Genomic DNA, 15,974 nt, shown 5'->3' on the forward strand with positions numbered 1-15,974 from the left:
GGTTCCTCTGCTAACCGCGTTAGTTCTGGTTATCAGAGGAAAATGACATTACATAGATTAAAAGCCGAGACTCTGGAGAAGGTCATCAACCTGGCCCTGGGATGTCATTACACCTGCCTGGGTCTGATCGATTTGTGGACCATTAATTAATGAATTAGCGACTTCTTTCGTCGGTACAGTCTCTTCAGGAATGTTATCTACGAGTACCCGAATCAACTCTTTTTCGACAACTTCAATAATGGTCATCATGCGCTGGATAACCTGACCGGTCAGATCCTGAAAGTCCTGCGCCATCATGATTTCCATGAGTTGATTATTGGTTTTACCGGCCAGACTGGTCGCCTGTTTCAGATAATGCCGGGTATCTTTTACCAGTTCACGGGCTTCCGGCAGTTCAACAGGCGCATCAAACCAGGCATCCCAGCGTTGTGTTAACTGTTCAGCTCCGCTGGAGATAGCGTCCTGCATCGGTCTTGTTTCTTCCACACTGTTCAGCACACGCTCCGCAGCCTGCGATGTTTTCTTTGCCACATAATTCAGACGTTCGCGGGCATCAGGGATCGCTTCAGCCGCATCCATGATGGTTCGCTCAAGGCCAAGACTGACCAGACTATCCCTTAGCATCCGTGTGATATTACCAATACGGGTAAAGACGTCTGGATCGTGATTCTTTGGTGGCAGTTGCGCAGACGCGGTCATGATTATCCCCCGAGCTTCTCAAAGATTTTGTTCAGCTTTTCTTCAAGAGTGGCTGCGGTAAAAGGCTTAACCACATAACCGCTGGCACCGGCCTGCGCTGCGGCAATAATGTTTTCCTTCTTCGCTTCTGCGGTAACCATCAGCACAGGCAGCGCTTTAAGCGCACTATCCTGGCGAATTTCATTCAACAGCTGCAAACCGTCCATGTTCGGCATGTTCCAGTCACTAATGACAAAATCGAATGGTTCTTTTTTCAGACGCGTCAGCGCGTCATGACCATCCTCCGCTTCGTCAACATTGTTGAAGCCGAGATCTTTAAGGAGATTGCGGACAATGCGACGCATGGTGGCAAAGTCATCAACAACGAGGAAACGTAAATTCTTATCTGTCATGGTATATCCTGAAAAATTTCTAAGTACGAAATAGGCTGTTAAATACGGCGAGACTGCCCGGTTATGTTATTGAGAATTTGTTGGCTCATATCATCGAGGTCGGCGACTTCTGTTACCGCCTCTAAAGCCACTGCTTCACGGGGCATACCGAATACCACACATGAACGTTCGCTCTGGGCGAGGGTTCGGGCGCCTGCGTTACGCATCGCCAGCAGACCTTTCGCACCATCGTTACCCATACCCGTCAGGATCACACCGACGGCATTTCGTCCTGCGACTCGGGCAACGGATTCAAACAGCGTATCTACCGACGGACGATGGCGGTTAACAGGCGGCGTATCGCTAAGTTTGATATGGTAGTTAGCCCCGCTACGTATTAACTCCATATGTCTGCCGCCTGGCGCGATATAAGCATGACCGGGTAGTACGCGGTCATCATGCTCTGCTTCCTTTACGGACAGCAGGCAGGATTTATCCAGACGCTGGGCAAAAGAACGGGTAAACCCTGGTGGCATATGTTGTGCGATGACGATTCCCGGACATGTCGGCGGCATTGGCAAGAGGACATGGCTTAATGCTTCCGTACCACCGGTAGAGGCGCCAATGGCAATAATTTTTTCACTGCCAATAAGCGGGGCGCGAATAACGGGAGGAACTGTTCTTTTCTGGAAACTCCGCACGCTTGCCGCGATACGAATTTTGTCAGCGATCATATCGCTGTATTTTTCCATCCCTTCCTGAAGTCCTTGCTGAGGTTTAGTAATAAAATCTACGGCGCCCAGTTCCAGTGCTGCAATAGTGATATCAGAGCCTTTGCTGGTCAGTGAAGAAAGCATTAATACCGGCATTGGACGCAGACGCATTAAACGTTCAAGAAAATCCAGACCATCCATGCGCGGCATTTCAACGTCCAGCGTCAGTACATCCGGGTTATGTTGTTTAATCAAATCACGGGCCATGATGGGATCATGCGCCGTGGCGACCATTTCCATATCCGGTTGTTGATTAACAATTCGCGTCATGATATTGCGAATTAACGCCGAATCGTCCACGCACAACACTTTTATCTTTTTCATTTGTTACCCCTTTGCCAGGCAGTAAACAGATTGGCCGCGCAGGCGAAAATGACTATTTGCAGTATTAAAATGTTCTGAATGACCCGCAAAAAGTATTCCACCTGGTTTCAGTATTTCTGCAAAACGGCGCATAAGAATATCCTGCGTATTTCTGTCAAAATAAATCATCACATTGCGACAGAAAATAGCATCAAACGGTGCAGGAATATCCCACTGCGGGGCCACGAGATTCAGCTGTTGGTAATGAATCGATGCCAACAGTTCCCTTTTTACCTTTACTTTATCACCGTGATTTCCTGTTCCACGCAGAAACCAGTCTTTTTTCTGTTTTTCATTCAGACTAGCCAAATCGGATAATTGATAAATTCCTTTTTTGGCATGACGCAGAACATCGGTATCAATATCCGTTGCCAGTATGCGAGGCCCCGTAATACTACGACCCAGCGTTTCTTCCAGCGTCATCGCAATTGACAGTGGTTCTTCGCCTGTGGATGCGGCAGCGCACCATACGTTATACATACCGCGCCGACTCCGCGCATGTTCTGCAAGAATAGGGAAATGGTACGCTTCACGAAAAAAAGAGGTCAGGTTAGTGGTCAGCGAGTTGACAAATGTCTGCCATTCCGGCGCATCAGAGCTGCTTTCAAGCAGTGCCATATACTCACTGAAGCTGTTTATCCCTAGCTGAGTGATTCGGCGGGATAAACGATTATAGACCATATCTTTTTTTTGACCATTCAGGACAATACCTGCACGGCGGTAAATTAGCTCGCTGACACGTGCTAAATCTTTATCCGTGAGAGTGTTCAGAGTTTGCGCAGGGAATTCAGAGTGATTAGCCATATTGCGGAATTTTATTTCTCAGTGTTTCCGCATTTAGCGGGGGATAGAGAGTTATTTTCAACACATGATTGGGGTTTCAATACGTATCACCCGCTCATAAACACAGCCAGGCGGTGATCAGGTGATACGGGAAAACAGAAAATAACAATCAGGATTAACGGAGTGACTAAAACGAAAAATCGACAATCAGACACCCATATTCATGATGTCCTGATACGCGCTAACCATTTTATTGCGTACCTGAACACCAAGGTTAAGTGCTACAGATGACTTCTGCATCGAAACCATAACATCATTTAAGCCAACTCCCGGCACGCCTGCCAGATAGTCTTCAGAGCCTTGTTTGGCCTGATTCTGGAGCTGGCTGATATTATTGAGGCTGTTAAATAACACATCAGAAAATTGCGTTTTATTTTCTGTGTCATTTGATTCTGTCAGAGCAAGCTGATTCTGCATTGCAGAAACCTGGCCTGCCTGACGCTGGATCTGATTTACTACCCCATTGATTGTATTTAGGGACATATTGTTATTTCACCTTACTGACACTTAACAACAGATAGTTGATACTGATGTCTTATCAGCTCTGTTTAATTTAGGCGTACTTTATCATGGCGGAAGTTCAGCAGCATTGTGGGAAAAGTCAGCATAAACCTGTTCTTATTGCAGATTAGGTTTAGGGCTGTTTCAGGCGATAATTCTTATCTGGCAAATTTTCTGAAATGAAAAATTGTCGCGAATAATACTCATCACCAGTTTGTTCATCTGCATCTGCAATATGACACCTGCGTTGAAGTCGTACCATTTAACTTTACAGGAATATGGCATGAATGCCACAACCCAGGGTAATAAAAAAAATAGTCCCTTTGATTTTAAGGCACTACTGGAACGAATTCGGGCAAATCCCAGAATTATTTTTATGATCACAGCGGCGGCAGCAATTTCAATTGTTGTCGCCTTGCTATTCTGGATGCAAGGGCCAGTTTATCGAGTTCTCTACAGTAATATTAGCGAACAGGACGGTGGAGCGATTGTCACTCAGCTTAGCCAGATGCAGGTTCCTTATCGCTTTGCTGACCATAACGGCGCCATCATGATCCCGGAAGACCAGGTTTATGAGGTCCGTCTTAAACTCGCACAGCAGGGATTGCCGAAAGGTGGCTCTGTAGGGTTTGAACTGCTCGACCAGGAAAAATTTGGTATTAGCCAGTTTAACGAGCAGGTTAACTTCCAGCGTGCGCTTGAAGGTGAACTGGCTCGTACTATTGAGACGTTAGGTCCGGTACAGAGCGCCCGTATTCATCTGGCAATACCGAAACCGTCACTGTTTGTCCGCGAACAAAAAGCGCCTACTGCTTCAGTGACTCTTACTTTACAAAATGGCAGAACACTGGATGAAGGCCAAGTCAACGCCATCAGTTACATGATAGCCAGCGCGGTTTCTGGCCTTGATGCCGCTCATGTCACCATTGTGGATCAGTCTGGCCATTTGCTTTCCGGCAGTGACACTCACAATACCCAGACAACACAGCTTAAATATATCCGCGAAGTTGAAGATGACTATCAAAACCGTATTCAGGCAATTCTGACACCCGTTGTAGGCAGCGCCAACGTTCGTACGCAAGTTACGGCGCAAGTGGATTTCACCCAGAATGAGCAAACTGTTGAGGAATATGCCCCCAACACGTCGCCAGACAAGATGTCTATCCGCAGCCGCCACGTTGTTCATGATGAGCAGGGCGGGAAAAGCAGCGTTGGAGGAGTACCTGGCGCGTTAAGTAATCTACCGCCTACGGCCGCCACCGCACCGATTACCACCTCAACGCCAGCACGCGGCGCCAAAGATAGCGCGACACGCCCGGCGCCTCAGACGGTAAGCCAAAACCTACAACCTTACAGTCAGAACCATGACGACATTACCAATTACGAGCTGGACAGAACGCTAAAACATATCACCCGCAACACGGGTAATGTGGAACGTTTGTCGGTCGCGGTTGTTATCAATTATCTGCCAGGAAAAGCCGGAGAACCGGCGGCTCTGACGCCAGCGCAGATGAAGCAAATCAACGATCTGGTTAAAGAGGCAATGGGCTATACCGCTTCCCGTGGGGATTCGGTAAATGTGGTTAACACACCATTTAGCCAGTCAGACAAAGATGTCGCTCTTCCACTGTGGCAACAGCAGGATGTCATTCAGTTAGTTCTTAGCGTACTGCGTTATCTTTTAGTCGCTCTGGTTGCCTGGATGCTGTGGCGTAAAGCCGTATGGCCATTCTGGGTGAAACATCAGGAAATGCTGCTCCAGCGGCTCGAAATGGAAAAAGAAGCACGTCAGGCCGAAGCAACGGCGCAGCGGCAGAAAAAAGAACACAGCGAACTTGCCAAGGCTCAACAGCGCATGGATACCGAGCTTACTACTCAGCAACTGCGTGAAATGGCCGATGAGGCACCGCAGATTATTGCACTGGTTATTCGCCAGTGGATGAATAAGGAGCAGAAACCATCATGAATGCTGCCATGCGAAGCGCCATTATTATGCTAACGCTCGGCGATGACCGCGCCGCCGACGTCTTCCGCCATCTCAGTCCTCAGGAGGTGGCACAGATAAGCACTGCTATTGTCAGTATTCACTCTTATACCCATGAGCAGATTGCTCAGGTGCTGAGTGAATTCAAACGCGATTCAGAAGAGTATGCGTCCATCAGCATCAATGCGGATGAGTATTTACGCAATGTTCTGGTGAAAGCGCTGGGTGAATCCCAGGCCGAAGCCTTGTTGGATAATCTGCTGGATGCCCATAGTGAAAACAACGGTATCGATACGTTGGGTCTGATGGAACCGTATATGGTGTATGACCTGATTCGGGAAGAGCATCCGCAGATTATTGCGACCATTCTGGTGCATCTGAAACGCGCTCAGGCAGCAAGCGTACTGGCGAAATTCGAAGAACGCGAACGTAACGACATTATGTTGCGTATTGCCACCTTTAACGGCGTCCAGCCGGTGGCACTGCAAGAACTGACGGATGTACTGAACAATCTGCTCCACGGTCAGTCACTGAAGCGCAACAATATGGGTGGTGTTCGTCCGGCGGCTGAAATTCTCAACCTGATGAAAACTCAGCAGGAAGAAGCGGCGCTTACTGCATTCCGTGAATTTGATCCTGAACTGGCGCAAAAAATTATTGACGAGATGTTCCTGTTCGAAAATCTGGTGGATATGGACGACCGCAGCATCCAGCGCCTGCTGCAGGAAGTCGATGGCGAGTCTCTGCTGGTTGCGTTGAAAGGCGCTGATCAGGCGCTGCGTGAGAAGTTCTTCAGCAACATGTCCAAACGTCAGGCTGAAATTATGCGTGATGATCTCAATTCCCGTGGTCCGGTACGTATGACCCAGGTTGAAGCAGAACAGAAATCCATTCTGTTGGTGGTACGTCGTCTGGTGGAAGTCGGAGAGATGGTGATTGGCGGAGGTGAGGATGTCTACGTCTGAGACAACCTGGAAACCCTGGCGGCCTGATGATCTGCTCGGGCAGGGCAGTTCCTCATGGCCAAACCTGGAGTCTGAAAATCATGCAGATGCAGACCCAATGTCTGACCCGGACCGGCAGGCAGAGCTTGCTCGTGTTCGCCAACAGGAAGGGCAAAAAGGGTTTACGCAGGGACTGGTAAAGGGCGAAGAAGAGGGCCGCCGCCGCGGCTACGAAGAAGGATTGCAACAGGGAAAAGCCGAAGGCATTAAGCAAGGATTAGCGGAAATACATGCTCAACAATCGCTGTTAAATTCACAGTTTTCCCGCGTGATGGAAAGTTTCCAGATCTCGGTTGAAAACATGGACAGCGTCATTCCTGCCCGCCTGGTGCAACTGGCGCTGATGGCGGTGCGTACTCTGTTGGGCGGGCAGGGCGTTACGGATAAAATGCATACCAGTCTGATGAATCACATCCGTACCCTACTCAACGAAGATAGTTTACTGAAAGGTAAATTTCGCCTGACCATCAGTGCGGAAGAACCAGAAGAGGTACGCCAGCAGCTTGAGACGTTACTCTCAGCCTATGACTGGGAATTGTGTGCCGATCCTCATCTTCTACCCGGCGGTTGTCGGATCAGTACGGAAGAAGGGGAACTGGATGCCTCGCTGGAAACCCGCTGGCAGTCGTTGTGTCAATTGGTTCGTAACAGGGGCGGTGTATGACTTCGCATCTCAAAAACTGGCTGGGTGCTCTGGAACAGCAAGAAACGCGGATGACGACGTTACCCGCTTTTCGTCAGTACGGCAGGCTGATCCGCGCGACTGGACTGGTGATGGAAGCCACCGGACTAAAATTACCCATCGGAACGCTGTGCATTGTTGAACGTGACGGCCCGGATGGTATTCGTTGTGTAGAAAGTGAGGTTGTTGGTTTCAGTGGACAAACGCTGTATCTGATGCCGCTGGAACATGTGGACGGCATCTTGCCTGGCGCCAGAGTCTGGGCGCCGGATAGCGGTGATAAGTTAACACAAGGCAAGCAGCTTCCTGTTGGGCCTGGATTATTGGGGCGTGTGCTGGATGCCAGTGCGCGACCACTGGATGGCCTTCCTCCTCCCAGTAATAGTGATCGGGCAACATTATTTACCGCTCCGTTTAACCCGTTACAACGCGATCCTATTCGCAATGTGCTTGATGTCGGCGTTCGGGCGATCAATGGGTTACTGACCGTGGGACGAGGCCAGCGTATGGGGCTGTTCGCGGGGTCCGGTGTCGGGAAAAGTGTCCTGTTAGGCATGATGGCGCGCTATACCACCGCTGATGTGGTGGTTGTGGGACTCATCGGCGAACGAGGCCGTGAAGTCAAAGATTTTATTGAAAATATCCTCGGAAAGGATGGCTTACAGCGTTCGGTGGTTATTGCTGCGCCTGCCGATGTATCGCCGGTACTGCGTATGCAGGGGGCGGTATATGCAACCCGTATTGCGGAAGATTTCCGTGACCGTGGATTAAATGTGTTGCTGATCATGGATTCGCTGACGCGTTATGCGATGGCGCAACGTGAGATAGCATTAGCCATTGGCGAACCGCCAGCAACCAAAGGCTATCCGCCTTCTGTTTTCGCCCGTTTACCGGCCCTGGTGGAGAGAGCCGGAAATGGTATCCGTGGCGGTGGATCAATCACTGCATTCTATACCGTATTGACGGAAGGCGACGATCAGCAGGACCCGATTGCGGACTCCGCTCGTGCCATTCTCGACGGACATATTGTTCTGTCACGCCGACTGGCGGAATCAGGCCACTATCCGGCCATTGATATTGAAGCTTCTATCAGCCGTGTGATGACGGAAATTACGCAACCAGCGCAATTTAAAAAGGTACAGCGTTTTAAACAACTTCTGTCCTCGTGGCAGCGGAACCGGGATTTGGTCAGCGTAGGGGCGTATGCCAGAGGCAGCGATCCTTTACTGGATCAGGCGATCACCTTATATCCAGAAATGGAACGCTATCTGCAACAGGGCATCCATGAACGCCAGGAATATGATGTTTCATGTCGCCAGCTCGATGCGTTATTCCCGGATAACAGAGGCCCTGAAGCAGGTGAATAATCATGGCAACGTCAGCACCAATGGATGTTTTGCGGGATCTGGCCGAAAAGAAACTCAATGACACCACGGTGCGACTGGGGCGTGCGCGCCAGTCGCATGAGAATGAAGTCTCACGTTTACAACAATTACAGACATACGAATCTGAATATCGTCGCCAACTGCAAAACACCATTGCCGATAAGGGGATGTCAGTGTCTACGCTCCAGTCATGGCAAAGTTTTATTGGTGCGCTGGAAAAGGTCGTTTTGCAGCAGGTAAACCAGGTGAACAACAGCCAACAGATTGTCGATGCCTCGCTCAGTGACTGGCAAAAAGATCGTCAGCGGTTAAACGCATTTGAAACATTAAAAAGCCGGGCCGAAGCCCAGCGTATATTGAAAGAAAACCGACAGGAACAAAAAATGATGGATGAATTTGCCCGCCGCGCCAGCCAGAGGGGAAAATAAAATGCAGGTAATTTCTTTACCTATGAATACTGGCAATCTGGGGCATGGACACGCTGTAACGCAGAATGACACAGACACGTCATCATTTGCCGCAGAACTCGACAGCAAACTGCTTCCTGGCGCCATCCCGAAGCCTCATCTTCCGTCGGAAGGGACAGTAAATCTGTTACCGAACGAGGAAGAAAAAGGGAAAGGATCGCCTGAAGGGGAGCACTCTGGTGTCATGGATAATCTGTTTTACCTGCTTCCGGCGCAAAGTACACCATTACCAGAAACAGGTATAAACCAGGAAATGACAGCGTCACCGATGTTTGAAGGCAATGGACTGGTTACCGCCCTGAAAAATACGTCGGTGTCGCCTGAAAATGTGGCGTCCCAAACGGAAAAGGGGAGTTCCGATGTTAGTTTGCCTGAAACTGAACTTTTAGCGGAACAGAATGGGGATGAAGTACAAAATAATGCTTTCGATACCAGCCATTCGCAAACGTTGAATAAAGCCGTTGCCTATTCAGAGTTTGCGGGGAAAGTCGGTAAACCGGTTGCTCATCCATCTTCATCGCTGCCATTAAAACCCGATTCCTTGCATCTTGAGTCGGCCACCAATACCGGTCATACACTGCCTCAGTCATCGGAACAATTGGCAACGTCTCTGGATTCGGCGGTGGCGAATCAACCGACGGAACAGATGCCTGTACAACATCAGGAAAGTCATACAGCGGATGCTTTTCATATCCCAACCATTGGGGATATGAGCATTCAAATCCGTGAGCCTGTGGGGGTATCCCCATCTGCGCAGCCCTCTGTATTGACAGCGTCTGTGGGGACTACGGAATGGCAGCAGAATTTGAGTCAGCAGTTGGCTTGCTTTACTCGTGAAGGGATTCATCATGCGGAGCTGAGATTGCACCCGGAAGATCTTGGTAGTCTGCATATTAGTCTGCGGATAAATAATGATCAGGTGCAGCTTCATTTTGCCGCAGCCGACCATCAGGTTCGCGCTGCGCTTGAAACGGCGATGCCTCATTTACGAAACTCCCTTGCAGAATCAGGGATCTCTCTTGGGCAAACCAATGTTGCTGCGGACTCCAGACCTTCGTGGGAGAACGGTTCGCAAAATCAGACAGCAGAACAGGATATGCAATCCGATGATGGTGTGGAAAGCGTACCGGATGAACCAGGCGTAATTCTGCATACGATCAGTCGTTCCGGCGGAATAAATACTTTTGTCTGATAAATTTATTTTGTTATTTATCTGAAAGCCCGGTTCCCGGGCTTTGTTGTTTTATTATGGTGGTATTTTTTCCGGGTTTAAACTTGCTTCTTTGCGGGCTGTTGATATCGATCCTGATCTTTAATTATATTAAAATTCAACTGGTTATAAATCTCACGTAGGTGGTGTTTTTTTATCATTTCTGCAACATTCATTTTCATTAAGGATGCAGGCAAACGTTTACAATGTTGTCTGAAGTCAAATCTATCTATCAATTTAATGCCAGCAGCGACATTTTTTTGCCGGATTATTAATACCAGGTTATGTAATAGAATACAGCACCTGTCCCGGGTGTAACGGGGTGCAAATTACTGAGTATATTTTTGTGATGTCAAAAAAGAATCTGGATACCACTCAGAGTGGCAAAAAAAGCAAAGGTCGCATAGCGCTGACCGTCCTGGCATTTGTTTTTGCCAGCGCATGTTTTGGTTATACCTGGACAGAACTGGAGAGTTTAAAGAACAATGTTAAAAAAGGCACAATAGAGCAGGAAATTGAAGAAATAGAGGAAACGTTTGAAATACCTATTTATACACCTTTGGATACGTTTACTGTCAGTCTGAAGCCTGGTGTCGATGGAACAGAACATGTTCTGTATGTTGGATTGACGCTGCGTCTGAAAGATCCTCGCTCCCAGGAATTGTTAAAACGTTTCCTGCCAGAAATTCGTAGCCGCCTTGTTATGCTATTTTCACAGCAGACGATGGAGGAGTTGAGCACACGCGAAGGTAAACAGCAACTGGTTCATCAAGTTGAAAAAGAACTGGCAAGTCCACTATCCGGGAAACAGACGGTTAAAGTTACCGATGTTTTATTTAACATCTTTATTTTACGGTAATCGCTATGTCTGACAATATTTTGTCACAGGATGAGGTGGATAGTCTTCTGAATGGCGATGGTAACGGCGCATCTGAAAACACTCTATCTGCCATGGCTCCTGAGGATGGTATCCGTCCTTACGATCCGGTGACGCAACGACGCGTTGTTCATGAACGACTCAGCACGCTGGAATTCATTAATGAACGTTTTGCCCGCCAGTTTCGTGTCGGAGCGTTCAACGTGTTGCACCGCAGTCTGGACGTCACTACCGGTAATATTCGGGTACAGCCTTATCATGAATTTGCGCGTAACTTGCCTGTGATGACCAATCTTAATTTGATTCATCTGTCACCTTTGCGCGGGACGGCACTGTTCGTCTTTTCTCCCAATATGGTGTTTATGTTGGTGGAAAATTTATTTGGCGGTGACGGACGTTTTAAAACAAAAGCGGATGGGCGGGAGTTTACCCCCACTGAACAACGTATTATTCAGCGTATATTGTCAATTGCTCTGGAGTCTTATGACTTTGCCTGGAGTACGGTTTATGGTCTTAAAACAGAATATATTCGCTCAGAAATGCAGGTGAAATTCACCAATATTACGTCGTCACCGAATGATATTGTGATTACTACACCGTTTTATATCGAACTGGGTTCAGAGTGCGTCCAGATGGATATCTGCATCCCTTTCAACGTTATTGAGCCAATACGTTCTTTGCTTACCAGTCCACCACAGGAAAACGCCTGGCAGGAAGATCAAAACTGGCGTAATACGCTGGCTTCACAGGTCAGAAATACGGAACTGGAACTGGTGGTGAATTTATCCGACGTCCAGATGCGACTGTCACAAATTATGAGCCTGAAGCAACACGATGTTTTGCCGTTAGATAAACCTGAAATCGCTGAAGCTTATGTTGATGGCGTACGGGTACTGTCCGGGAAATATGGCAGTGCAAGCAATCAGTACGCCTTGCAGGTAGAAGAACTTTTTAATACAGCATTAGCACCTTTTTCTAAGGAGAGCTCGCATGAGCAAGAATGAACAGGCGGGCACTACCTCTACTCCCGCAGATACGGCCTGGGCAGACGCACTGGAAGAACAGCGCGAATCCGCAGGAACGACGGGCGTGATGGACGGGGCGAAAGCTATTGCCTCTGACCTGAATCTGGTTATGGATATTCCGGTCAGAATGACGGTAGAACTTGGCAGAACCCGTATGACCATCAAGGAACTTCTGGCACTGAGCCAGGGGTCTGTGGTTGCGCTGGAAGGTCTGGCAGGTGAACCTCTGGATATTTTGATTAATGGTTATCTTATTGCACAGGGAGAAGTGGTTGTGGTGTCGGATAAATTCGGTATTCGTATTACCGATATTATTACGCCATCTGAACGTATTTATCGCCTGAGCAGATAATGATCAATAGTACTCATACAGTTTTACCCACCGCTTCAACAACCAGCATGTCGTCGGTATGGATGCATACCGGCGGTATCCTCTGCCTGATAATATTCGGGTTACTTCTTTTACTCTGGTATTTACGTCGTTCTGGCGGTATTTCAGGGAAAAAAAATGGCCGCAATGCGCTGTTAAATATTAAATTCAGCCAGTCTCTGGGGCCGCGTGAACGCCTGGTTCTTGTGGAAGTGGGAAATCAATGGTTACTGCTTGGCGTGACGGCAGAAAAGATCTCCTGTCTGAGCGCCATCGACAAAAAAACGGTCGAAGAAAATTTTGCGGCTGTTGATCAACCGCAGTCCCGTAGCTCGCTGGTTGACTGTTTTCAGACAGTGCTGGCAAACAGTCTGCGGGGGCGTTATGGCAAGTCACAATAAAATAAAACCATCATGGCGGGTAATGTCGATTATCTGTGGCCTGTTGGTCATGGTGTTTGGCATCGGATTGCCTGTACATAGCGCATTCGCTGCCAATAGCGACATTCTGTTAACTCGCCCGGCGGGTGGGGAAGGCTGGTCTTTACCGGTACAGACGCTGGTCCTGCTGACATCGCTGACCTTTCTACCCGCTATTTTGCTGATGATGACCGGTTTTACACGCATCATCATTGTGTTGGGATTGCTGCGTAACGCGTTGGGAACGTCATCAACACCACCAAACCAGGTGCTGTTAGGTCTGGCGCTGTTCCTCACTTTTTATGTCATGTCGCCCGTGTTTAATAAAATCTATGACGACGCATGGATGCCTTTAAGTCAGGATAAAATCACCGCTCAGGTCGCCATCGATAAAGGTATTCAGCCGCTGCGGGAATTTATGTTGCAACAAACGCGTCAGGATGATCTGGCGTTGTATACCCGCATCGCTCATCAGCAAAACTTCGCCGGACCGGAAGATGTACCGTTAAGTCTGCTGGTTCCGGCGTTTGTCACCAGTGAACTGAAAACAGGTTTCCAGATTGGCTTTACCATCTTTATACCGTTTTTGATTATCGACCTTGTGGTCGCCAGTGTTTTGATGGCGCTGGGGATGATGATGGTGCCGCCAGCGACAATCTCATTACCTTTTAAATTGATGCTGTTTGTTCTGGTCGACGGCTGGCAGTTGTTGATTGGTTCACTGGCTCAAAGTTTTTTTAGCTGACGAGGAAAAGAGATGACAGAAGAACAAGTCATGGCGATGGGATTCCAGGCCATTAAAGTCGGTCTGATGATTGCCGCGCCGTTATTGCTGGCGTCTCTGGTTGCCGGGTTGGTTATCAGCATTCTTCAGGCGTCCACGCAAATAAACGAGATGACATTGTCTTTTATTCCCAAGATCCTTCTGATTGTGGTGGTCATTATTGCTCTTGGTCCCTGGATGTTAAGCGTTATGCTTGATTATATGCACGGGTTGTTTAACAGCCTGCCTTATCTGATTCGCTAGTTATGCTCACTCTGTCTCTGGCTGATCTCTACCTGCATATCGGTCAGTATTTCTTCCCGTTTTTGCGTATTCTGGCTCTTTTTACGTCAGCGCCGATCTTTAATGACAAATCGATCAACAAAAAGGTCAAAATTGCACTGTCGGCACTGATAGCCTTTCAGATAGCCCCCATATTGCCTGACAGCAATATTCGTATTGTTTCGTATGAGGGATTTCTGACGGGAGCGGGGCAGCTCATTATTGGCCTTATCACCGGGTTGATCATTCAGTTGATTTTTGTGGCTGTCCGCCACGCTGGCGAACTTATCGGCCTGCAGATGGGACTTTCATTTGCCACCTTCTATGACCGGGCCGGTGGACAGAATATGCCTGTGGTCGCCCGCTTTCTGAATTTACTGGCTACGCTGATCTTTTTAATCGCCAACGGACATCTTTACCTTCTGGAGATTATCGCCCGCAGCTTTGATATTTTGCCCGTTGTGGCTACGTTACCCAATGCGTCTGCTTATCTGGCTTTTGTAAAACTGGCGGGGCTTATTTTCAGTAGCGGTTTGATACTGGCGTTACCTATTGTGGCGTTACTGCTCTGTATTAACCTGACACTTGGTATTATTAACCGTCTGACGCCGCAACTTTCTGTTTTTGTGATCGGTTTCCCTATTTCACTTAGCGTTGGATTGCTGGCGCTATCGCTGATGATGTACTCCTTTGGCCCACTTTTTGAAAACCTGATGGCCACCATTTTTGACAATCTTCTGCAAATTATGGCCGCGATGAGATAGCCCTGCCTCGCAGCCGTTGTGAACCCAAAAAACGCGTCAGTATTTCTGCCTTAAAATTTTGTCGTTTTCCGTGCGGATTTCCCCTCTGATATACAGTTCACAGAATTGCCGGTAGGAACTCAGCCCTAATTTTTTTAGCGCGCCGCGTCTGATCTGATACAGCGTCGGTTCCGGTATTTTCATGCATCGGGACATTTCCGCTATTGACTCTCCGGCAAGGGGAAGCACCAGACAAATCCATTCTTTCAGGGAAAAACCATAACGTTCGTCCCGGTAGCGATTAATCGTATGCATGGGGCGAAATGTTTTACCCCGTAACCAGGTCTGGAAGTTGCGCTGAAAAAGACCGGAGTGCAGGTTATGGGAGTTAAAAAAAGTGACCTTACCTGCAAACTTGCGCGAGATGTAATGTGTCAGATAGGAGTTATAACGACTGACCAGCACGCCAACGCGTTTACGACTGTTAATCTGGATAAGAAAATCAACGGCTTCTTTGAATATTCGTAGCGATTCCGTCCCTGACATATCAAGCACTAACATAATGGTCAGCGTATCATCCAGGCCGATAGTGACCTGCTCAATTCGATGGATAAATGACAGGTTAATGTGGTTGTTGGAGAAAAGATTCTTCATCCCAAATGTGAAATACTCACACAGGGCCATGACAAATACAGGTGGTGTAGAATTAGTACAGCTTTCCATTAGTGCGCGGTCCTCGCGTATTTTCCTGATTACTTAGTTGACGTTGTTCGTCAGCATTTAAAATAAAAGGTTACTTTTTGGGGTATCTGACAAATTTAACATCCTTAGTGGTAAGTATAATACACCACATTAAGTAAATCCTGATTAGGATAATTCGATGCGGAATATAATTATAGTTTAATACTAAGGTCTGGTGATTATTAGTCAGGAGTCAAAGGAGTGCGGCAATGTTTGAGCGTTCGTTTATACTATGATTTATATTTCACCCAACGCGTTCATGCATAATTATTTTCCCCTGATTTATTTGCAGTCAGTGTTCTTATCAGAAAAATCACAATCCTGGTTATTAATCGACTACGCGCTGACGAAGAAAATTGTGGGTGTTTAATTATAAAAAAACCAGCCCAGGAGGAAGAACTGGGCTGGTTGGGGGGGCACGAGGCAGAATCATTCTGCCGTGGGGGTGCACATTAACGCAGAAGCTGCAGAA

19 protein-coding genes are annotated in these 15,974 nt (G+C 48.0%); 13 read left to right on the forward strand and 6 right to left on the reverse strand.

Annotation, left to right across the window (positions count from 1 at the left end; genetic code table 11):
• Positions 1-57 precede the first annotated feature (57 nt).
• The 5 genes from cheZ to fliE all read right to left on the reverse strand — a co-directional run bounded on the left by cheZ (position 58) and on the right by fliE (position 3,532).
• Positions 58-699 (reverse strand): protein phosphatase CheZ, encoded by a 642-nt coding sequence (gene cheZ, locus D9741_RS20250; RefSeq protein ID WP_130209607.1) that lies wholly within the window; start codon positions 697-699, stop codon positions 58-60.
• 2 nt (positions 700-701) lie between these two features.
• The gene (gene cheY / locus D9741_RS20255) at positions 702-1,091 is read right to left on the reverse strand and encodes a chemotaxis response regulator CheY (protein WP_130209609.1); all 390 of its coding nucleotides are present in this window, start codon (positions 1,089-1,091) and stop codon (positions 702-704) included.
• A gap of 38 nt (positions 1,092-1,129) precedes the next feature.
• Positions 1,130-2,167 (reverse strand): chemotaxis response regulator protein-glutamate methylesterase, encoded by a 1,038-nt coding sequence (locus D9741_RS20260; RefSeq protein WP_130209611.1) that lies wholly within the window; start codon positions 2,165-2,167, stop codon positions 1,130-1,132.
• 3 nt (positions 2,168-2,170) lie between these two features.
• Complete coding sequence (locus D9741_RS20265; protein ID WP_130209613.1) at positions 2,171-3,010, reverse strand: CheR family methyltransferase; 840 nt, start codon at positions 3,008-3,010, stop codon at positions 2,171-2,173.
• Positions 3,011-3,196: 186 nt separating this feature from the next.
• Positions 3,197-3,532 carry a flagellar hook-basal body complex protein FliE gene (gene fliE, locus D9741_RS20270; protein ID WP_130209615.1) on the reverse strand — a complete coding sequence of 112 codons (336 nt, stop codon included), beginning with the start codon at positions 3,530-3,532 and terminating at the stop codon, positions 3,197-3,199.
• A gap of 301 nt (positions 3,533-3,833) precedes the next feature.
• Between fliE and fliF the strand changes: the two genes are divergently transcribed.
• The 13 genes from fliF to fliR all read left to right on the forward strand — a co-directional run bounded on the left by fliF (position 3,834) and on the right by fliR (position 14,782).
• Positions 3,834-5,516 (forward strand): flagellar basal-body MS-ring/collar protein FliF, encoded by a 1,683-nt coding sequence (gene fliF, locus D9741_RS20275; protein ID WP_130209617.1) that lies wholly within the window; start codon positions 3,834-3,836, stop codon positions 5,514-5,516.
• Positions 5,513-6,499 carry a flagellar motor switch protein FliG gene (gene fliG / locus D9741_RS20280; RefSeq protein WP_130209619.1) on the forward strand — a complete coding sequence of 329 codons (987 nt, stop codon included), beginning with the start codon at positions 5,513-5,515 and terminating at the stop codon, positions 6,497-6,499. The genes fliF and fliG overlap by 4 nt, the downstream gene beginning before the upstream one ends.
• Entirely contained in the window at positions 6,486-7,202 is a 717-nt protein-coding gene (locus tag D9741_RS20285) for a flagellar assembly protein FliH (protein ID WP_130209621.1), read from the forward strand. The genes fliG and D9741_RS20285 overlap by 14 nt, the downstream gene beginning before the upstream one ends.
• A complete protein-coding gene (fliI, locus tag D9741_RS20290) occupies positions 7,199-8,587 on the forward strand; it encodes a flagellar protein export ATPase FliI (RefSeq protein ID WP_130209623.1) in 1,389 nt (462 codons plus the stop codon). Before D9741_RS20285 ends, fliI begins: the two co-directional genes overlap by 4 nt.
• A 2-nt stretch (positions 8,588-8,589) precedes the next feature.
• A complete protein-coding gene (fliJ, locus tag D9741_RS20295) occupies positions 8,590-9,033 on the forward strand; it encodes a flagellar export protein FliJ (RefSeq protein ID WP_130209625.1) in 444 nt (147 codons plus the stop codon).
• Between the two features lies 1 nt (position 9,034).
• Entirely contained in the window at positions 9,035-10,264 is a 1,230-nt protein-coding gene (locus D9741_RS20300; RefSeq protein ID WP_165383339.1) for a flagellar hook-length control protein FliK, read from the forward strand.
• 340 nt (positions 10,265-10,604) lie between these two features.
• Positions 10,605-11,141 (forward strand): flagellar basal body-associated protein FliL, encoded by a 537-nt coding sequence (gene fliL, locus D9741_RS20305; RefSeq protein ID WP_240725568.1) that lies wholly within the window; start codon positions 10,605-10,607, stop codon positions 11,139-11,141.
• 5 nt (positions 11,142-11,146) lie between these two features.
• The gene (gene fliM, locus D9741_RS20310; RefSeq protein ID WP_130209629.1) at positions 11,147-12,163 is read left to right on the forward strand and encodes a flagellar motor switch protein FliM; all 1,017 of its coding nucleotides are present in this window, start codon (positions 11,147-11,149) and stop codon (positions 12,161-12,163) included.
• Entirely contained in the window at positions 12,150-12,536 is a 387-nt protein-coding gene (fliN, locus tag D9741_RS20315; protein ID WP_130209631.1) for a flagellar motor switch protein FliN, read from the forward strand. The genes fliM and fliN overlap by 14 nt, the downstream gene beginning before the upstream one ends.
• Complete coding sequence (fliO, locus tag D9741_RS20320) at positions 12,536-12,955, forward strand: flagellar biosynthetic protein FliO (protein WP_130209633.1); 420 nt, start codon at positions 12,536-12,538, stop codon at positions 12,953-12,955. Before fliN ends, fliO begins: the two co-directional genes overlap by 1 nt.
• Positions 12,956-13,004: 49 nt before the next feature.
• On the forward strand, positions 13,005-13,718 hold the full coding sequence (gene fliP, locus D9741_RS20325; RefSeq protein WP_130209659.1) for a flagellar type III secretion system pore protein FliP: 714 nt from the start codon (positions 13,005-13,007) through the stop codon (positions 13,716-13,718).
• 12 nt (positions 13,719-13,730) lie between these two features.
• Positions 13,731-14,000, forward strand: a complete 270-nt coding sequence (gene fliQ, locus D9741_RS20330) for a flagellar biosynthesis protein FliQ (RefSeq protein ID WP_130209635.1) — start codon at positions 13,731-13,733, stop codon at positions 13,998-14,000.
• Between the two features lie 2 nt (positions 14,001-14,002).
• Entirely contained in the window at positions 14,003-14,782 is a 780-nt protein-coding gene (gene fliR / locus D9741_RS20335; protein ID WP_130209637.1) for a flagellar biosynthetic protein FliR, read from the forward strand.
• A gap of 36 nt (positions 14,783-14,818) precedes the next feature.
• On the opposite strand, the gene D9741_RS20340 is transcribed toward fliR, so the two are convergent.
• Positions 14,819-15,484, reverse strand: coding sequence for a hypothetical protein (locus tag D9741_RS20340; protein ID WP_130209639.1), 666 nt, complete (start codon positions 15,482-15,484; stop codon positions 14,819-14,821).
• Positions 15,485-15,974 lie beyond the last annotated feature (490 nt).

The sequence above is a fragment of the Escherichia sp. E14V7 genome, assembly GCF_004212225.1.
Taxonomy (GTDB): domain Bacteria; phylum Pseudomonadota; class Gammaproteobacteria; order Enterobacterales; family Enterobacteriaceae; genus Escherichia.

Coding starts and splice junctions, on each gene's coding strand:
- D9741_RS20260 (WP_130209611.1), bottom strand. CDS start 2,167: ATGAAAAAGATAAAAGTGTTGTGCGTGGACGATTCGGCGTTAATTCGC.
- D9741_RS20300 (WP_165383339.1), top strand. CDS start 9,035: ATGCAGGTAATTTCTTTACCTATGAATACTGGCAATCTGGGGCATGGA.
- D9741_RS20285 (WP_130209621.1), top strand. CDS start 6,486: ATGTCTACGTCTGAGACAACCTGGAAACCCTGGCGGCCTGATGATCTG.
- fliF (WP_130209617.1), top strand. CDS start 3,834: ATGAATGCCACAACCCAGGGTAATAAAAAAAATAGTCCCTTTGATTTT.
- cheY (WP_130209609.1), bottom strand. CDS start 1,091: ATGACAGATAAGAATTTACGTTTCCTCGTTGTTGATGACTTTGCCACC.
- fliP (WP_130209659.1), top strand. CDS start 13,005: ATGGTGTTTGGCATCGGATTGCCTGTACATAGCGCATTCGCTGCCAAT.
- cheZ (WP_130209607.1), bottom strand. CDS start 699: ATGACCGCGTCTGCGCAACTGCCACCAAAGAATCACGATCCAGACGTC.
- fliG (WP_130209619.1), top strand. CDS start 5,513: ATGAATGCTGCCATGCGAAGCGCCATTATTATGCTAACGCTCGGCGAT.
- fliO (WP_130209633.1), top strand. CDS start 12,536: ATGATCAATAGTACTCATACAGTTTTACCCACCGCTTCAACAACCAGC.
- fliI (WP_130209623.1), top strand. CDS start 7,199: ATGACTTCGCATCTCAAAAACTGGCTGGGTGCTCTGGAACAGCAAGAA.
- fliE (WP_130209615.1), bottom strand. CDS start 3,532: ATGTCCCTAAATACAATCAATGGGGTAGTAAATCAGATCCAGCGTCAG.
- fliR (WP_130209637.1), top strand. CDS start 14,003: ATGCTCACTCTGTCTCTGGCTGATCTCTACCTGCATATCGGTCAGTAT.
- fliJ (WP_130209625.1), top strand. CDS start 8,590: ATGGCAACGTCAGCACCAATGGATGTTTTGCGGGATCTGGCCGAAAAG.
- D9741_RS20340 (WP_130209639.1), bottom strand. CDS start 15,484: ATGGAAAGCTGTACTAATTCTACACCACCTGTATTTGTCATGGCCCTG.
- fliQ (WP_130209635.1), top strand. CDS start 13,731: ATGACAGAAGAACAAGTCATGGCGATGGGATTCCAGGCCATTAAAGTC.
- fliM (WP_130209629.1), top strand. CDS start 11,147: ATGTCTGACAATATTTTGTCACAGGATGAGGTGGATAGTCTTCTGAAT.
- D9741_RS20265 (WP_130209613.1), bottom strand. CDS start 3,010: ATGGCTAATCACTCTGAATTCCCTGCGCAAACTCTGAACACTCTCACG.
- fliN (WP_130209631.1), top strand. CDS start 12,150: ATGAGCAAGAATGAACAGGCGGGCACTACCTCTACTCCCGCAGATACG.